The 16,986-nt window shown below is 58.8% G+C and carries 13 protein-coding genes; 4 read left to right on the top strand and 9 right to left on the bottom strand.

The annotated features are described in order from the left end of the window. Positions 1-163: 163 nt before the first annotated feature. Positions 164-2,755 (bottom strand): glycosyltransferase, encoded by a 2,592-nt coding sequence (locus ACW9IR_RS03150; protein ID WP_457461584.1) that lies wholly within the window; start codon positions 2,753-2,755, stop codon positions 164-166. Between the two features lie 213 nt (positions 2,756-2,968). Between ACW9IR_RS03150 and tcdA the strand changes: the two genes are divergently transcribed. Next, positions 2,969-3,787, top strand: a complete 819-nt coding sequence (gene tcdA / locus ACW9IR_RS03145; protein WP_457461582.1) for a tRNA cyclic N6-threonylcarbamoyladenosine(37) synthase TcdA — start codon at positions 2,969-2,971, stop codon at positions 3,785-3,787. A 115-nt stretch (positions 3,788-3,902) separates the two neighbouring features. On the opposite strand, the gene ACW9IR_RS03140 is transcribed toward tcdA, so the two are convergent. From ACW9IR_RS03140 to ACW9IR_RS03125, 4 genes are all read right to left on the bottom strand, one after another. Continuing rightward, entirely contained in the window at positions 3,903-4,307 is a 405-nt protein-coding gene (locus ACW9IR_RS03140; protein WP_457461580.1) for a SufE family protein, read from the bottom strand. Next, positions 4,304-5,509 (bottom strand): aminotransferase class V-fold PLP-dependent enzyme, encoded by a 1,206-nt coding sequence (locus tag ACW9IR_RS03135; protein ID WP_457461578.1) that lies wholly within the window; start codon positions 5,507-5,509, stop codon positions 4,304-4,306. The genes ACW9IR_RS03140 and ACW9IR_RS03135 overlap by 4 nt, the downstream gene beginning before the upstream one ends. Before the next feature lie 131 nt (positions 5,510-5,640). After that, complete coding sequence (gene dapD, locus ACW9IR_RS03130; RefSeq protein ID WP_011332675.1) at positions 5,641-6,675, bottom strand: 2,3,4,5-tetrahydropyridine-2,6-dicarboxylate N-succinyltransferase; 1,035 nt, start codon at positions 6,673-6,675, stop codon at positions 5,641-5,643. Between the two features lie 33 nt (positions 6,676-6,708). After that, entirely contained in the window at positions 6,709-7,071 is a 363-nt protein-coding gene (locus tag ACW9IR_RS03125; protein ID WP_016985102.1) for an ArsC family reductase, read from the bottom strand. A gap of 293 nt (positions 7,072-7,364) precedes the next feature. Here ACW9IR_RS03125 and ACW9IR_RS03120 point away from each other — a divergent pair, with 293 nt between their 5' ends. Continuing rightward, positions 7,365-8,996 (top strand): Na+/H+ antiporter, encoded by a 1,632-nt coding sequence (locus ACW9IR_RS03120; RefSeq protein WP_016985101.1) that lies wholly within the window; start codon positions 7,365-7,367, stop codon positions 8,994-8,996. A 20-nt stretch (positions 8,997-9,016) separates the two neighbouring features. Here ACW9IR_RS03120 and ACW9IR_RS03115 read toward each other — a convergent pair whose 3' ends face one another. The 4 genes from ACW9IR_RS03115 to map all read right to left on the bottom strand — a co-directional run bounded on the left by ACW9IR_RS03115 (position 9,017) and on the right by map (position 14,690). After that, complete coding sequence (locus tag ACW9IR_RS03115) at positions 9,017-9,670, bottom strand: zinc metalloprotease (protein WP_102902608.1); 654 nt, start codon at positions 9,668-9,670, stop codon at positions 9,017-9,019. Positions 9,671-9,917: 247 nt separating this feature from the next. Continuing rightward, the gene (gene dapC / locus ACW9IR_RS03110) at positions 9,918-11,117 is read right to left on the bottom strand and encodes a succinyldiaminopimelate transaminase (protein WP_102902609.1); all 1,200 of its coding nucleotides are present in this window, start codon (positions 11,115-11,117) and stop codon (positions 9,918-9,920) included. Positions 11,118-11,161: 44 nt separating this feature from the next. Continuing rightward, positions 11,162-13,864, bottom strand: coding sequence for a [protein-PII] uridylyltransferase (locus ACW9IR_RS03105; RefSeq protein ID WP_095119294.1), 2,703 nt, complete (start codon positions 13,862-13,864; stop codon positions 11,162-11,164). Positions 13,865-13,907: 43 nt separating this feature from the next. Beyond that, positions 13,908-14,690: a type I methionyl aminopeptidase gene (map, locus tag ACW9IR_RS03100; RefSeq protein WP_016985097.1), complete on the bottom strand. Its 783-nt coding sequence runs from the start codon at positions 14,688-14,690 to the stop codon at positions 13,908-13,910. 373 nt (positions 14,691-15,063) lie between these two features. Between map and rpsB the strand changes: the two genes are divergently transcribed. Both rpsB and tsf read left to right on the top strand, forming a co-directional pair. Further along, positions 15,064-15,801, top strand: coding sequence for a 30S ribosomal protein S2 (gene rpsB, locus ACW9IR_RS03095; protein ID WP_003222119.1), 738 nt, complete (start codon positions 15,064-15,066; stop codon positions 15,799-15,801). A 190-nt stretch (positions 15,802-15,991) separates the two neighbouring features. Next, positions 15,992-16,855 (top strand): translation elongation factor Ts, encoded by an 864-nt coding sequence (gene tsf, locus ACW9IR_RS03090; protein ID WP_095119292.1) that lies wholly within the window; start codon positions 15,992-15,994, stop codon positions 16,853-16,855. Positions 16,856-16,986: the final 131 nt, after the last annotated feature.

Genomic DNA, 16,986 nt, shown 5'->3' with positions numbered 1-16,986 from the left:
AGTCAACGTAACTATTGACTGTTACACCGCTATCGCGAGCAGGCTCACTCCTACAGGAATTGGGTTCGGCCAATGAGCCGAACGCCGCCAAGCCCCGCAAAATGGCGGTTATCTTAAAGCAAAACGGCGACCATTGGCCGCCGTTTAGTGCATCGATGAGGATTTAGACGACCGGCGCCGGCTCCGGTGCAGCCGCCGGTTTCGGCAGCGACGACAGGAACGCCATGATCAGGGCCGCCAGATACGGCAGCGACTGCACCAGCAACATCACCACCCAGAAACGCATGTCGTTGCTCGGCATGCCGTTGACCAGGAAGATCCCCAGCGCCGCGCCCCACAACAGCAACATGATGAACAGCTCTTCCCGCGCTTCGGAAATCGCCACCCAGAAGCCGTGGTTGTCAGCGTTTTTCGGCGTACGGAAGAACGGAATGCTGCTGGTGAAGAAGCCGTACAGCACCGCTTTGGCGATGGTGTGCGACAACGCCAGCCCGGCCAGTGCCGCGCAGAAGGCATCTTTCAGGTTCACGCCAACGGCGCGACGGTAGAGGAAGATGATCTTGCCGACCTTGAACACGAACAACGCCAGAGGCGGGATTGCGAAGATCAGCAGCGGCGGATCGACCCGTTGCGGCACGATGATCATCGCCGCCGACCACAACAGCGCACCGACGGTGAAGAAGATGTTCATGCCGTCCGCGACCCACGGCAACCAGCCCGCGAGGAAGTGGTAACGCTGGCCGCGTGTCAGTTCGGTGTCCTTGCCGCGCAGCAGGCTGCCGGTGTGGCGCTTGATGATCTGAATCGCACCGTAGGCCCAGCGGAAACGCTGTTTCTTGAAGTCGATAAACGTATCCGGCATCAGACCCTTGCCGTAGCTGTCGTGGTAATACGCCGCCGACAGGCCTTTTTCGAACACGCGCAGACCGAGTTCGGCGTCTTCACAGATGCACCAGTCAGCCCAACCCAACTCTTCCAGCACCGAGCGACGGGTCATGGTCATGGTGCCGTGCTGGATGATCGCGTCACGGTCGTTACGGGTAACCATGCCGATGTGGAAGAAGCCTTTGTATTCGGCGTAGCAGAGCTTTTTGAAGGTGCTTTCGTTCTGATCGCGATAATCCTGCGGCGACTGCACCACAGCGATTTTCGGGTCGGCGAAGTGCGGCACCATGTGCTTGAGCCAGTTCGGGTGCACGCAGTAATCGGAGTCGATCACGGCGATCACTTCGGCATCTTTGGCGGTGTGCGGGATCAGGTAGTTCAGCGCGCCGCCCTTGAAACCGGCCAGCGGCGAGACGTGAAAGAACTTGAAGCGCGGGCCGAGGGTTGCGCAGTAGTCGCGCACCGGTTCCCACACCGCCGGGTCCTTGGTGTTGTTGTCGATGATCAGGACTTCGTAGTCCGGATAATCGAGCGCTGCCAGTGCGTCGAGGGTCTGTTTGACCATGTCCGGCGGCTCGTTGTAGCAAGGCACGTGGATCGAGACTTTGGGACGATAGCTGGAGTCGCCCTCGACCGGCAGGAACTCACGTCGACGCTTGTGAATCCACACCGCTTCGGCCAGTTCGTGCGCCTCGGTCAGCAAGACGATAAACACCCCGAGCGCACCCAGCGCCAAGAGGAACCCGACCGTCAAACTGAACCACGTGCTGTATTGCAGGCTGTAGTCGTAACCGATCCACACCAGCACCGAACCGCAAAGGAACGCGATAAAGGTCAGGAAGATCCGCCCACGCTGACGCAGCGCCGAGCCGTCGATCATCAGCAAGGTCAGCGACAACAGTGCCAGCACCACCGAACCGACTGCCAGCACACGCCATTGCGGAATCGCCACCACCGGGCCTTCGAAGTTGAATTTCTGCTGGCGCGCGGCGTTGAACACGCCCCAATAGGCGCCGACCGAACCTTCGTCACTGGCCTTCCACGGCTGGTCGAACGCTTCGATCACGAAGTAGTTGAAACCTTGGCGGTTGAGTTTGTTGACCAGAGTGCGCAGGTAGATCGCCTGATCCGCCGGCGATGCATCGGCGCCACCGCGCATGCGGCCGTTGCTCGGCCAGCCGACTTCGGAGAGCAGCAATGGTTTTTTCGGGAACAGCTTTTTCAGGTCGCGGGCGCGATCGAAAACGAACTGCCCGGCCTTGTCGACCGGAATGAACTCCCAGTAAGGCAGAACGTGGGCGGCGATCAGGTCAACGTGCTTGGCCAGTTCCGGGTGTTCTTCCCAGACGTGCCATTGCTCGGACGTGGTCACCGGCACTTTCACCGCCGCGCGCACGCGATCGAGCAGCACGCTCAGCTCTTGGGCGGTGATTTCCTTACGGAAGATCGCTTCGTTACCGACCACCACGCGCACCACACTGCGCGAGGTGTTGGCCAGTTCGATGGCGCGGGTGATTTCCCGTTCGTTGCGTTCCTGGTCGGGACTGATCCAGATCCCCAGCGTTACGCGCAGGCCGAATTCTTCGGCCAGTTTGGGGATGTTTTGCAACGAGCCGTCGACCGAGTAGATGCGGATGTTGTCCGTCAGCTTGCTCATGATCTCCAGGTCGCGGCGCATCTCTTCGTCAGACGGATATTGATCCTTCTGGGGGTATTGGCCCTGCTGGAATGGCGAATAGGAGAAACCGGAGATCTGCTCCGGCCAGTTCGGCGCAGAAACCGGGCGATTGATCAGCGCCCAGAAACCGGTGAACAGGGCGGCGATTGCCAGAACCACCACCAGGTTGAGTCCAAATTTACGCGATGACATAGCTATTTCGGGTTCCAAAGGCTGTGGAACGAAGGATCGGTCGGCTAGACGCCCGAGGGGCGCGCATCCTACACCGGCAGTTCACAAGTCGTACATCAGACAGGGAAATGCCCGACATTGGGCAGCCGACTTTGACTTAAGTTCTTACACTTGTAGCTGATGTTTAGAACTTGTCGCCGCATAGCCCTATAATGCGCGCCGGTTTTTGGGGTAATGGTCATGAGTACAGAAGATCCGCGGTTTGCAGGCATCGCCCGTTTGTATGGCATTGAAGGCCTGGAGCGCCTGTGCGCGGCCCATGTGGCGATCGTCGGCGTCGGTGGCGTCGGTTCCTGGGCGGCGGAAGCCATGGCCCGCTGTGGCGTCGGCGAGATTTCGCTGTTCGACCTCGATGACGTCTGCGTCAGCAACGCCAACCGCCAGTTGCATGCGCTGGACAGCACCGTCGGCAAACCCAAGGTCGAAGTGATGGCCGAGCGTCTGCGCGGGATCAACCCGGATTGCACCGTGCACGCCGTGGCGGATTTCGTCACCCGCGACACCATGGCCGAATACATCACGCCGAACATCGACTGCGTGATTGACTGCATCGACGCGGTCAACGCCAAGGCTGCTCTGATCGCTTGGTGCAAGCGCCGCAAGATCCAGATCATTACCACCGGCGGTGCGGGCGGGCAGATTGATCCGACGCTGATTCAGGTCTGCGACCTCAACCGCACCTTCAACGATCCGTTGGCCTCGAAAGTGCGCTCGACGTTGCGTCGCGATTATGGTTTTTCGCGCACCGTGACCCGTCATTACAGCGTGCCGTGTGTGTTTTCCACCGAGCAACTGCGTTATCCGAAGCCGGATGGCAGCATTTGTTTGCAGAAGAGTTTTGTGGGTGACGGCGTGAAGTTGGACTGCGCGGGTGGGTTTGGCGCGGTGATGATGGTCACGGCGACGTTCGGCATGGTCGCGGCGACCAAGGCTGTGGACAAGATTGTCGCGGGGGTTCGACGCCCGGCTGACCGAGTTAAACCTCAGATTTGATGCTGAGGCTTATGGCCTCATCGCTGGCAAGCCAGCTCCCACAGGTATTGGGTAAGTTCACTGCATCTATGAACACCATAGAACCCTGTGGGAGCTGGCTTGCCAGCGATGGCGATTAACCAGCCAACTCATTCATTCGCTGGAGCACGGCATTCAGGCCATTGCTGCGCGATGGCGATAGCTGGCGCGACAGGCCGAGCTGATTAAACCAATCCGGCAAATCGATTTGCTTTAAATCAGCCACCGACAAGCCGTTAACCCGCAACAGCAACAACGCCACCAACCCGCGAATCATCCGCGCATCGCTGCTGGCGCTGAATTGCCAGTGACCGTCGTGCAACTCGCCAACCAGCCACACCTGACTCTCACAGCCATGCACCCGGTTGGCTTCGCACTTGTCCGCATCGCTGAGCGACGGCAAACGATCACCAAACTGCATCAACAACCGCGCCCGCTGTTCCCAGCCCGCTGCATTCTGAAAAGTCTGCAGCGCTTCAGCTGCCTCGACCGGCAAGCTCATCGCAACAACTCCAGCGCCTGATCCAGCGCTTCAAAGAACCGCTCCAGATCCTCGGAGTCGTTGTACAACGCCAGTGACACCCGAATCGCCCCGGCCAGCTCAAAGCTTTTCAGCAACGGCATCGCGCAATGGTGCCCGGCGCGCACGGCGATACCTTGCTCGGTCAGCAGATGCGCCAAATCGGCGTTATGCACACCGTCGACGACAAAACTCGCCAGCGCCAATTGCGGCTTGCCGAGCAGACGAATGCCATTACGCGCCGCGAGGCCACGCAGCAAATAGTCATGCAACGCGGCTTCATGAGCAGAGACCGCGTCCTGATCCAGACCCGCCAGATAATCCAGTGTCGCGCCAAGGCCGATGACACTGGCAATCGGCGGCGTGCCCGCCTCGAAACCCAGCGGAGCAGGGCGGAAACGCGCGTCGTGATAGTTGGCTTCCAGGACCATTTCGCCGCCGAACTGCCATGGCTTCAGCTGTTCAAGCGCAGCGTCGCGTCCGAACAGTACGCCGAGGCCATCGGGGCCATAGAGCTTGTGGCTAGAAAACACATAGAAGTCGCAACCTAACGCGTGCACGTCATGCCGACCATGCACCACGCCTTGGGCGCCATCGACCACGGTCAGCGCGTTCTGCGCCTTGGCCATGCCGAGTAATGCCGGCAATGGCTGCCAGGCGCCGAGCACGTTGGACAGCTGACTGACCGCCAGCAAGCGCGTGCGCGGGCCGATCAGGTGCACAGCGGCAGCAAGGTCGATCAGACCGTCGGCATCCAGCGGCAGGATCACCAGTTTCAGGTTGCGCCGTTGTGCCAGTTGCTGCCATGGCAGCAGGTTGGCGTGATGCTCCAGGGCGCTGATGACAATTTCATCGCCCGGTTGGAATAGATGTTCCAGGCCATAAGCCAGGAGATTCAGCGCACTGGTGGCGCCGTGGGTACAGATGATCTGCCCGCTGTCACCGGCATTCAGCCACTGGGCAACCTTCAGCCGACTGTCCTCGAACGCCTGCGTGGCGTGGGCGCCGGGCAAGTGTTGCGCGCGATGCACATTGGCTGCGCCATTAGCGTAGTAATGCGTCAGTGCGTCGAGCAGGGCTTGGGGTTTTTGCGTGGTGGCGGCGTTGTCCAGATAGGTCTGGTCTTGCCGTTGCAGGGCGGCGATGGCCGGAAAATCGGCACGCCACGGGGAGGGAATCATCATTTGTTCAGCCCTGTGAACTTGGGCGGGATGTACACAAGACACTGTGGGAGCGAGCCTGCTCGCGAAGGCGTTCTGGAATACGCCAAAAGCTTCGCGAGCAAGCTCGCTCCCACAGGAGGTCGATGTGCTGCTTAGTTGTGAGCGTGCAGCGCTTCGTTCAGTTCGATCGCCGATTTGTGGGTTTTGCATTCCACCGCACCGGTTTCCGAATTGCGACGGAACAGCAGGTCAGTCTGACCGGCCAGCTCACGCGCCTTCACAACCTTGACCAGGTTGTTGTTTTCGTCGAGCAGCGCCACCTTGGTGCCGGCGGTCACGTACAGACCCGACTCAACGGTGTTGCGGTCGCCCAACGGGATACCGATACCGGCGTTGGCGCCGATCAGGCAGCCTTCGCCGACCTTGATGACGATGTTGCCGCCGCCCGACAGAGTGCCCATGGTCGAGCAGCCGCCGCCCAGGTCGGAACCCTTGCCGACGAATACGCCAGCGGAAACGCGGCCTTCGATCATGCCCGGGCCTTCGGTGCCGGCGTTGAAGTTGATGAAACCTTCGTGCATCACGGTGGTGCCTTCACCGACGTAAGCGCCCAGACGCAGACGTGCCGCGTCAGCGATACGCACGCCAGCCGGTACCACGTAGTCTGTCATTTTCGGGAACTTGTCCACCGAGAACACTTCCAGCAGTTCGCCACGCAGACGCGCTTCCAGTTGCAGTTCAGCCAGTTCGCTCAGGTCGATTGCACCCTGGCTGGTCCAGGCTACGTTCGGCAGCAGCGGGAAGATCCCGGCCAGGCTCACGCCGTGTGGCTTGACCAGACGGTGCGACAGCAGATGCAGCTTGAGGTAGGCCTCAGGCGTCGAGGTCAGCTGTGCGTCTTCAGCCAGCAGGGTGGCGACCAGTGGCTTGTGGCTTTCGGCCAGACGGGTCAGCAGCTTGCCTTGTACGGCGTCGATGCCTTTTACGGCTTCAGCCAGTTGCGCAGCCTGAGCGGTGGTGAAAGTGATGGCCTGGTTGCCTTCGGTGTAACCGAGGATCGGCGCAACTGCCGCGACCAGTTCGGCCGAAGGGTTGAGCAGTGGCTGTGCGTAGAACACTTCCAGCCATGCGCCTTGACGGTTCTGAGTGCCGACACCAAAAGCGATGCTGAACAGGGAATTGGACATGTAAATACACCTCTACAAAGAGTGACGGGCTGCTTACTTCAGAGCGGCCGCGTAGATATCTGGCTTGAAGCCAATCAGGGTTCGGTCACCGAGATCGAGCACCGGGCGCTTGATCATCGAGGGTTGAGCGAGCATCAGTTCGATGGCTTTCGACTGGTCGAGATCGGCTTTGCGTTCGTCGTCGAGTTTGCGAAAGGTCGTGCCTGCGCGGTTCAACACCGTTTGCCAGCCATGTTCGTCACACCATTGGGTCAGGTGTTCACGGTCGATGCCGGCGCTTTTGTAATCGTGAAAGTCGTAGCTGACAGCGTGTTCATCGAGCCAGGTGCGCGCCTTCTTCATGGTGTCGCAGGCTTTGATGCCGAAAAGGTGCAACGTTTTACTTGAAACGGTCAAGGAATCGCCCCCTTTACAGGTGCTGGAGAAAAATGGTGTCGGATTATGCCATGACCAAACGGTTTCGTCGGCCACGGTTGTCGTAACGCTGCAAAACCCTGTGGGAGCGAGCTTGCTCGCGAAGGGGCCGTGTCAGGCAATATCCCTGTTGAATGATCCACCGCCTTCGCGAGCAGGCTCGCTCCCACAAGGGACTGCAATTCGGCAGCTGCGACATAGGTGCAACGGTCAGATTCATCCTAAGCAGCTAATATGGCAGTTCAACGCTGTCGATTGTCTGAGATTTCCGCTTTATGCAAACCGCTTACACCGTCCTGATCCTGCTGATGCTGGTCAGCGTTTCGCGGCTGGTCGGACGGGTCATCCCGTTGCCACTGCCGCTGGTACAAATCGCCGCCGGCGCATTGCTCGCCTGGCCGACGCTGGGTTTGCATGTGGCGCTCGATCCCGAATTGTTCCTGTTTCTGTTCCTGCCACCCTTGTTGTTTTCCGATGGCTGGCGCATGCCCAAGCGCGAGTTCTGGCATTTGCGCGGGCCGATCCTGACCCTGGCGGTGGGGCTGGTGTTGTTCACCGTGGTCGGCGCCGGTTACTTCATTCATTGGTTGTTGCCGTCAATTCCGTTGCCGGTTGCTTTCGCCCTGGCGGCAGTGTTGTCGCCGACGGACGCCGTGGCGGTGTCGGCCATTTCGCAAAACCGTTTGCCGACCCCGCTGATGCATATATTGCAGGGCGAGGCGCTGATGAACGATGCTTCCGGTCTGGTGACCTTCAAGTTCGCCCTGGTGGCGGCTATCACAGGGGTGTTCTCACTGACCAACGCCAGCCTCACCTTTGTCGTGGTGGCGCTCGGTGGGTTGGCGGTCGGCGTGGCATTGAGCTGGCTGGTCGGGCGCTTGCGGGCGTGGATGATCGCTCGAGGTTGGGACGATCCCGCGACGCACGTTGTGTTCATGTTACTGCTACCGTTCGCCGCTTATGTGCTGGCGGAGCGTCTTGGCGTCTCGGGCATTCTCTCAGCCGTGGCGGCAGGGATGATGCAGAGCTGGCTCGATCTGTTGCCTCGTCAGACCAGCACCCGCTTGCTCAATCGCAGTGTCTGGTCGCTGCTGGAGTTCGCCTTCAACGGTTTGATCTTCCTGCTGCTGGGCCTGCAATTGCCGGACATCATCAAAGCTGTGGTCAGCCATGAACCGACATTGTGGCCGACGCTGTTCTATCGCTGTCTGGATGTTGTGGCAATTTTTCTGGCACTGGTATTGCTGCGGTTTATCTGGGTGCAGAGCATCTGGCGTTTATCGGTGCTGCTGCGCCGCTTGCGCGGCAAGGGCGAGCTGACGCAGGTACCGACCGCGCGCTCCTGCTGGCTGCTGACCGTCGGCGGGGTGCGTGGAGCGGTGACGCTGGCCGGTGTGATGTCGGTGCCGATGTTGATGGGGGCCGATGCTTTTCCCGAGCGTGATCTGCTGATTTTCATTGCCGCCGGGGTGATCCTGTTGTCACTGGTGTCGGCTTGCATCGCCTTGCCGCTGTTGCTGCGCGGAATTGAAAAGAGCCCGGATGACAAACGTCGCCAGGAAGTGCGCGACGCTTGGCGCAAGACCGCCGAAGCGGCGATTCATGCCCTGGAGACCGAGGAGGTCGCCCCGCAGGACGCCGCTCAAGCCGCTCTCTCGGCGGAACTCAAGGCGCGGATCATGTCCGAGTATCGCCATCAACTGGAAGTTTTCAACGATTCGGCAGAAGCCCAGGCGCTAGCGTTCCAGATGGATCTGCTGGAACGCCGTTTGCGTTTGAAGGCGCTGCGGGCACAACGCCTTGAACTTTATAGCTTGAGTCGCCAACACGAGATTGGTGATGACGTCCTGCGAGAAGTGTTGGCAGATCTTGATTTAAGCGAAGCAAACCTGGGGCAGGTCAAATAACCATGCACTGGCGGATAAAGTCATTCGCTTGCTTGCGGTGGATAGGGGTAGGCCTTTGCCATGAAGGCTTTGTCGTGTTCACTGAGTTCCAGATTAGGAAAGATCTGGAAGTCACCTTCAGTCCAGGTCTGCTGGATGACGTAGTGCATGATCGATTTACGGTCATATGTTGAATAAAGACTTTCGCTCGGGTCGGCACGGTCAAGGTACAACTGGTTCAGTTTATTGCGTGTTACTCCGGCCTGATAATCATCTTCCTCGGGGTTGTCGGTGATTCCATGACTCTCATACAGGGCTGTTCTATTCCAGGGGATGTTGGCTGTCGGATTGGTTTGTTCGTGTTCTGCGCCGAGCATATGGCCAAACTCATGCATGACGTTCGCTGCGAAATAACGTGCATGATTACTCGAGTGTGGCCAGAGCCGCATGGTGGGTTCATCGGTGTCGAGCAATGCATCGGTGCCAATCTGCGACCAGAACGTGCCATTTTCGCTGAGTATGCGGATATCACCTTCTGCCCCCTCGACGAAGTTGAACTTCAAATTGATGTGCGCCAGCCAGTTACTGGCGGCGGAACGGACGGCTTGCTTGAATTCAGGCGTGCCATTAAGGAAAGCGATACGCAACGTCTGGCCAGGAGTCCACAGTTTGGAGGGGGTATTTCGGGCCCACATTATTGTTGTACTCCGCATCCGGTTTGAATGGTTGCGAGCATTATGCTGAAGCCGATATTAGTGGTCGGGTTCATGATTGAACTTCCTTGTTTTGATATTTGATATTAGTTAACAGTTAAATCTGCGCAGCGTGATACGCAGCTCAATAGTAAGCTGTTAGATGGACTAAGGCGGGATACAAGTTTATTGAGTTGTGTCTTTGCAGGGGGAAGTTACCGTGCCAGTTTTGCTGGCACGGTAAAGTTGCTTAGCGTTGGCGAGTCATGAACGCGCGAATCCGTTCCGCGGCTTCCACGCATTCAGCCAGCGGCGCCACGAGTGCCATGCGTACACGGCCGGCCCCTGGGTTGACGCCGTCGACATCGCGCGAAAGATAGGATCCCGGCACCACGGTCACGTGCTCTTCGGCGAACAAGTCACGGCAGAACGCCGCATCATCGCCGTTCACATTCGGCCACAAATAGAAACTGCCATCCGGACGCTGAACATCCATCACCGGGCTGAGGATCTCCAGCACCGCATCGAACTTTTCGCGGTACAGCGCGCGATTGGCGCGCACATGCACTTCGTCATTCCACGCAGCCACGCTGGCCAGTTGCGTTTGCACTGGCATCGCGCAGCCGTGGTAGGTGCGATACAGCAGGAAACCTTTGAGGATATCGGCGTCGCCCGCCACGAAACCGGAGCGCAGGCCCGGCAGATTGGAGCGCTTGGACAGGCTGTGAAACACCACGCAGCGCTTGAAATCCTTGCGGCCCAGTTCGACGCAGGCAGTGAGCAGGCCTGGCGGTGGCGTCTGTTCGTCGAAGTACAGTTCGCTATAGCACTCGTCGGCGGCGATCACGAAGTCGTATTCGTCGGCCAGGGCGATCAGCTTTTTCAGGGTGTCGGCCGGAATAAGTGCGCCGGTCGGGTTACCCGGCGAGCAGAGGAACAGGATCTGGCAGCGTTTCCAGATGTCTGGCGAAACGTCATCGAAATCCGGGTTGAAGCCGTTTTCGTCAAGGCACGGCAGGTAATGCGGCTTGGCCCCGGCGAGGAACGCAGCGCCCTCGTAGATCTGGTAGAACGGGTTCGGGCTGACTACCAGCGCGTCGTCGCCACGGTTGACCACGGTCTGGGTGAACGCGAACAACGCTTCACGCGTGCCATTGACCGGCAACACGTTGCGCGCCGGATCGATCCAGCCGCCTGGCACGCCGAAACGACGCTCGCACCAGCCGGCGATAGCTTCACGCAGCGCCGGGATGCCGAGGGTGGTCGGGTACACCGCCATCTGATCCAGACTGTTGGCCAGCGTTTCGGCGACAAAGCTTGGCGAGCGATGCTTCGGCTCGCCAATCGACAGCGCGATCGGACGTTTATCCGGGTTCGGGGTCACGGTGCCGAGCAGGGCGCGGAGCTTTTCGAACGGGTAGGGCTGGAGCTGGTTCAGAGCGTTGTTCATTGGGGCTGGGTCTCGTGCAAAGCCATTTGAATCCGGGGGCGCGATCAAATACTGATGCGCGACAGTTTGATATCGGGTTCCTGATTGACGCTCAGTTGCTCAACGATCGCATCCTGCAAACGGCTGCACAGCAACGGGTCGGACAAGGGTTGATTGTGGGCGTCGGTGATGAAGAACACGTCTTCCACGCGCTCGCCCAGGGTCGCAATCTTGGCGTTCTGCAGCGACAGGTCGAACTCGAGGAAAATCCCGCCGATCCGCGCCAACAGGCCCGGGCGATCAGGTGCGGTCAATTCCAGCACGGTCACCGGTCGCTGAGCATCGTTGTGAATCGTCACCTGCGGCGCAAAGGCGAAGTGCTTGAGCTGGCGCGGCACGCGGCGCTGGATGATCGTCGGGTAATCGTCCGGATTACGCAGGGCTTCGGTCAGACCTTCGCGGATCTGCTTGACCCGTGCCGGGTTGTCGCCGATGGATTCGCCCTCGTTGTCGAGCACGATGTAGGTGTCGAGGGTGAACTGGCTACTGGACGTGATGACACGGGCGTCGTGAATGTTCAGGTTGAGCTGATCCATCGCCGCCACGGTCACGGCGAAGAAGTCGTGCTGATCCGGTGCATAAATGAAAATCTGCGTACCGCCCTCGAACTCGCGCTGGGTGGTTTCCTTGATCAGCACCAACGGCCCGCCATTGACGGGCTGCTGAAGAATGGCGTCGCTGTGCCAGGCCACATCGCCGGCGGTGTGGCGCAGGAAATAGTCATCGCCCAGTTGCGCCCACAATTGCTCGACATCGTCCGGGTCAGTGCCGCCACGTACCAGAATGTCCAGTGCAGCGCTTTGGGTCTGGCGGATCTGCTCTTCGCGATCCACAGGGTTTTCCAGGCCACGGCGCAAGGCGCGTTTGGTCTCGGTGTAGAGTTGGCGCAACAGGCTGGCGCGCCAGGAGTTCCACAACGTCGGATTGGTCGCGTTGATGTCGGCCACGGTCAACACGTAGAGATAGTCGAGACGGGTTTCATCGCCAACCGCCTGCGCGAAATCGTGGATCACCTGCGGATCGGACAAGTCCTTGCGCTGGGCGGTGGTCGACATCACCAGATGATTCTGCACCAGCCAGACGATCAGGCGGCTGTCCCACACCGGCAATTGATGGCGCTGGCAGAACGCTTCGGCGTCGACCGCGCCGATCTCCGAGTGATCGCCATGTCGGCCTTTACCGATGTCGTGGTACAGACCGGCCATATAGATCAGTTCGGGCTTGGGCAGTTTGGCCATGAGCTTGGCGGCCAGCGGGAATTTCTCCGAGACCTGGGTGTACTGCAATTTGCGCAGGTGCTTGATCAGGTTCAGCGTGTGCGCATCGACCGTGTAGATGTGAAAGAGGTCGTGCTGCATCTGCCCGACGATAAAGCCGAACTCCGGCAAATAACGGCCGAGGATGCCGTAGCGGTTCATCCGCCGCAGGTTGCGGTGGATGCCGATCTTGCACTTGAACAGTTCGATGAACAGGCTGGTGTTACGGATATCATTACGGAAGTTGTCGTCGATCAGGTGACGGTGCTCGCGCAGCAAACGGATGGTGTCGGCGCGCACGCCTTTGATTTCCGGTTGCTGCGCCATCAGCACGAAAATTTCCAGCATGGCGAACGGTGTGCGGCGGAACACGTTGTCGTTACGTGCCTCGATGTAGCCGTCATGCAACTGGAAGCGCGAGTTGATCGGCTGAGGCGGCGCTTCGTCTTCCGGCGCGAGGATGACTTCTTCGAAGTGCTGGATAATCAGGTCGCTGAGCTGGGCAATGCTCATCACCACGCGGAAATACTGTTGCATGAAGTTTTCGACGGCCTGCTTGGCGTCGTCACCTTCAAATCCCAGCAGGCCGGCGATGGTGCGCTGATGATCGAACAGCAAGCGGTCCTCGGAGCGCCCGGCGAGCATGTGCAGGGCGTAGCGCACTTTCCAGAGGAATTCCTGAGAGGAGGCGAGCAGGGCGTTTTCGCTTTCGACCAGGAAGCCTTCGCCGGCGAGGGCGCGCAGGTTCAGGGTGCCGTACTGACGCCGGGCCACCCACAGAATCGTCTGAATATCCCGCAGGCCCCCGGGCGAACCTTTGACGTTGGGTTCCAGGTTGTATTCGGTGTCGTTGTACTTGTGGTGGCGGGCCTTTTGCTCGGCACGTTTGGCCAGGAAAAACTCCTTGGCCGGCCACATGTGGGCGGTGCTGGTGACGTCGAGCATGCGCTGGCGCAGGCGCTCGGGACCGCAGATGGTGCGGCTTTCCATCAGGTTGGTGACAACAGTGAGATCAGCGCGGGCTTCTTCGGCGCATTCATCGACCGAGCGCACGCTCTGGCCGACTTCCAGGCCGATGTCCCACAACAGCGTCAGAAAACGCTCGATGGAATCGCGGAAAACTTCGTGATCGGCGCTGTCCAGCAGGATCAGCAAGTCGATGTCGGAATAGGGGTGCAGTTCGCCACGGCCATAGCCGCCGACCGCGACCAGCGCGATATCGGCGTCTTCGCTCCAGTTGAACTGCTCCCAAGCCTTTTGCAGGATGTTGTCGACGAACCAGGCGCGGTCTTCGATCAGGCGGCGGATGTCACGGCCACTGCGAAAACGCGCATCAAGGACGTCGCGAGCCTGGCGGATCGCCTTCTTGAACGCCGCGATAGGACTCGCTTTCAGGGCCAGTTCAGCCTGGAACTGGCCGCGGTCGAAGAGTTCGGGATCCACCTGCGGCATCGATTGGCTTTCCTTCTATACAAGGCTGGGAGCGTTATGTGAATCAGGCCGAGATGCGTGGGATGGTGTCATCGGCGCGCAGGGTGAAGATCTCGTAGCCGGTGTCGGTGACCAGCAAAGTATGTTCCCACTGGGCCGAGAGCTTGCGGTCCTTGGTGATCGCGGTCCAGCCATCGCCCAACACTTTGGTGTCGGCCTTGCCCTGGTTGATCATCGGCTCAATGGTGAAGGTCATGCCAGCCTTCAGTTCCATGCCGGTGCCGGCGCGGCCGTAGTGCAGGATCTGCGGCTCTTCGTGGAAGACCTTGCCGATGCCGTGACCGCAGAACTCGCGAACCACCGAGAAACCGTTCTTCTCGGCGTGCTTCTGGATCACTTCGCCGATGTCGCCGAGGCGGCAGCCGGGTTTGACGATCTCGATCGCCTTGTACATGCATTCCTGAGTGATCTGCGACAGACGCTCGGCCCAGACCGGCACTTCGCCGACATGGAACATGCGGCTGGTGTCGCCGTGGTAGCCGTCTTTGATGACGGTGACGTCGATGTTCAGGGTGTCGCCGTTTTTCAGCGGCTTGTCATTCGGGATGCCATGGCAGACCACGTGGTTGATCGAGGTGCAGATCGACTTCGGGTAGCCCTTGTAGTTGAGCGGGGCAGGGATGGCTTGCTGCACATTGACGATGTAATCGTGGCAGATCTGGTTCAGCTCATCGGTGGTGACGCCCGGTTTGACATGTTCGGCAATCATTTCCAGCACATCGGCGGCCAGTTTGCCGGCGACGCGCATGCCAGCGATGTCCTCGGGGGTTTTGAGGTTGACGGTCATACAGGCTCTCTCTGCGCTCGGCGGCGCTTGCTGATACAAATAGGGTGGCAGGTGTTCGATCGGCGACCCTGAAAAACGCGATTCTAACAGACGCACGGCGCAATTCAGCGCCTGCGTGCATCGCTTCTCTCTATACAATGGTGCGTTCGGGGCCGATTCCAAGGGGGCTGCGCCCATGTCCTTGGTGCGAATACAGATTCCGGGTTCCGTTTCTGCGCACCCTGTGGTATAAAATGCGCCGCTTTCCGGGGATACCCCGAAAAGCTTAAATCCACACACGTGTCGACACGATGACCTGGGTGCTTTTGGCTTTATGCCACTGGTTGGTCATTGGGATACGTGGAGGCCAAACCCGACTTATTAAGGAACTATCATGTCCCAAGTCAATATGCGCGATATGCTGAAGGCCGGTGTGCACTTCGGTCACCAAACCCGTTACTGGAATCCGAAAATGGGTAAGTACATTTTCGGCGCGCGTAACAAGATTCACATCATCAACCTTGAAAAAACTCTGCCAATGTTCAACGAAGCTCTGACTTTCGTAGAACGTCTGGCCCAGGGCAAAAACAAGATTCTGTTCGTCGGCACCAAGCGTTCCGCTGGCAAGATCGTTGCTGAAGAAGCAGCACGTTGCGGTTCGCCGTACGTCGATCACCGCTGGTTGGGCGGCATGCTGACCAACTTCAAAACCATTCGTGCTTCCATCAAGCGTCTGCGTGACCTTGAAGTTCAAGCCGAAGACGGTACTTTCGCCAAGCTGACCAAGAAAGAAGCGCTGATGCGCTCCCGTGATCTTGAGAAGCTGGATCGTTCGCTGGGCGGCATCAAGGACATGGGCGGTCTGCCAGACGCACTGTTCGTGATCGACGTTGACCACGAGCGCATCGCGATCACCGAAGCCAACAAGCTGGGCATCCCGGTAATCGGCGTTGTCGACACCAACAGCAGCCCGGAAGGCGTTGACTACATCATCCCAGGCAACGATGACGCCATTCGCGCTATCCAGCTGTACATGGGTTCGATGGCTGACGCAGTGATCCGTGGTCGCAACAATGTTGCTGGCGGCACTGTAGAATTCGCAGCTGAAGAAACTCAGGCTGCAGCTGAGTAATTAACGCCCTGGCGTTGACTCAGTAAGCAAAAAGGGGGCTTGGCCCCCTTTTTGCCACCTCGAAAACCATTTGTCGGCGCCCACGGCACTGTTTGTAATGTGCGGCAGCTAACAAGGGTGGTTCGGGAAGAATTGAACGCCCGTTCGATCGGGTGGAATGGTTGAAAACCTATCCAAGAGGAATTTGAAAATGGCAGCAATTACTGCAGCGTTGGTTAAAGAACTGCGCGAGCGTACCGGCGAAGGCATGATGGACTGCAAGAAAGCCCTGGAAAAGGCTGACGGCGACATCGAAAAAGCCATTGATGACATGCGTGCTTCGGGCGCGATCAAGGCTGCGAAGAAGGCTGGCAACGTTGCCGCCGAAGGCGCAATCGCAATCAAGGACGACGGTAAAGCTGCCGTTATCCTGGAAGTGAACTCGCAGACCGACTTCCTGGCTCTGCAAGACGACTTCAAGAACTTCGTTGCTGCCAGCGTTGAAAAAGCTTTCGCTGACAAGCTGACCGACGCTGCTCCGCTGATCGCTTCGCAAGAAGCTGCTCGTGAAGCGCTGGTTGCCAAAGTAGGCGAAAACGTCAACATCCGTCGTCTGGCCCGTATCGAAGCTGACGTTGTAGGTTCGTACCTGCACGGCAACAAGATCGGTGTTGTTGTGGCTCTAAAAGGCGGTGACGTCGAGCTGGCCAAAGACATCGCGATGCACGTTGCTGCAAGCAACCCTGAGTTCCTGCTGCCTTCGCAAGTTTCGGCTGAAGCGATCGAGCGTGAAAAAGCTGTGTTCCTGCAGCTGAACGAAGAGAAGATCAAAGGCAAGCCAGAAAACATTGTTGAGAACATGGTCAAAGGCCGTATCAGCAAGTTCCTGGCAGAAGCAAGCCTGGTTGAGCAAGCGTTCGTCAAGAACCCTGAAATCAAGGTTGGCGAGCTGGCCAAGAAAGGCGGCGCAGAAATCGTTTCCTTCACCTACTACAAAGTGGGCGACGGCATCGAGAAGCCAGTAGACAACTTCGCTGAAGAAGTTGCTGCTCAGCTGGCTGCCGCCAAGCAGTAAGACGGTTTTTCAACTGTCGCCGAAAGAGGCTGCCCGCTAACGCGCGCAGCCTCTTTTCAGATGGGGTTGCCAATTTTTTATTGGTTTCCACTTGGAACTGACTTACAAAGCCATGTTCCGATGGCGCTGAA

Source organism: Pseudomonas sp. SDT291_1_S447, assembly GCF_054070155.1.
This window is presented reverse-complemented; position numbering and strand designations above follow the sequence as displayed.

What these genes read in the sequence shown, in the direction of transcription:
- dapD (WP_011332675.1), bottom strand. Translation starts at nt 6,675, where the DNA reads ATGTCCAATTCCCTGTTCAGCATCGCTTTTGGTGTCGGCACTCAGAAC.
- tcdA (WP_457461582.1), top strand. Translation starts at nt 2,969, where the DNA reads ATGGTCATGAGTACAGAAGATCCGCGGTTTGCAGGCATCGCCCGTTTG.
- ACW9IR_RS03140 (WP_457461580.1), bottom strand. Translation starts at nt 4,307, where the DNA reads ATGAGCTTGCCGGTCGAGGCAGCTGAAGCGCTGCAGACTTTTCAGAAT.
- dapC (WP_102902609.1), bottom strand. Translation starts at nt 11,117, where the DNA reads ATGAACAACGCTCTGAACCAGCTCCAGCCCTACCCGTTCGAAAAGCTC.
- ACW9IR_RS03105 (WP_095119294.1), bottom strand. Translation starts at nt 13,864, where the DNA reads ATGCCGCAGGTGGATCCCGAACTCTTCGACCGCGGCCAGTTCCAGGCT.
- map (WP_016985097.1), bottom strand. Translation starts at nt 14,690, where the DNA reads ATGACCGTCAACCTCAAAACCCCCGAGGACATCGCTGGCATGCGCGTC.
- rpsB (WP_003222119.1), top strand. Translation starts at nt 15,064, where the DNA reads ATGTCCCAAGTCAATATGCGCGATATGCTGAAGGCCGGTGTGCACTTC.
- ACW9IR_RS03120 (WP_016985101.1), top strand. Translation starts at nt 7,365, where the DNA reads ATGCAAACCGCTTACACCGTCCTGATCCTGCTGATGCTGGTCAGCGTT.
- tsf (WP_095119292.1), top strand. Translation starts at nt 15,992, where the DNA reads ATGGCAGCAATTACTGCAGCGTTGGTTAAAGAACTGCGCGAGCGTACC.
- ACW9IR_RS03135 (WP_457461578.1), bottom strand. Translation starts at nt 5,509, where the DNA reads ATGATGATTCCCTCCCCGTGGCGTGCCGATTTTCCGGCCATCGCCGCC.
- ACW9IR_RS03115 (WP_102902608.1), bottom strand. Translation starts at nt 9,670, where the DNA reads ATGTGGGCCCGAAATACCCCCTCCAAACTGTGGACTCCTGGCCAGACG.
- ACW9IR_RS03150 (WP_457461584.1), bottom strand. Translation starts at nt 2,755, where the DNA reads ATGTCATCGCGTAAATTTGGACTCAACCTGGTGGTGGTTCTGGCAATC.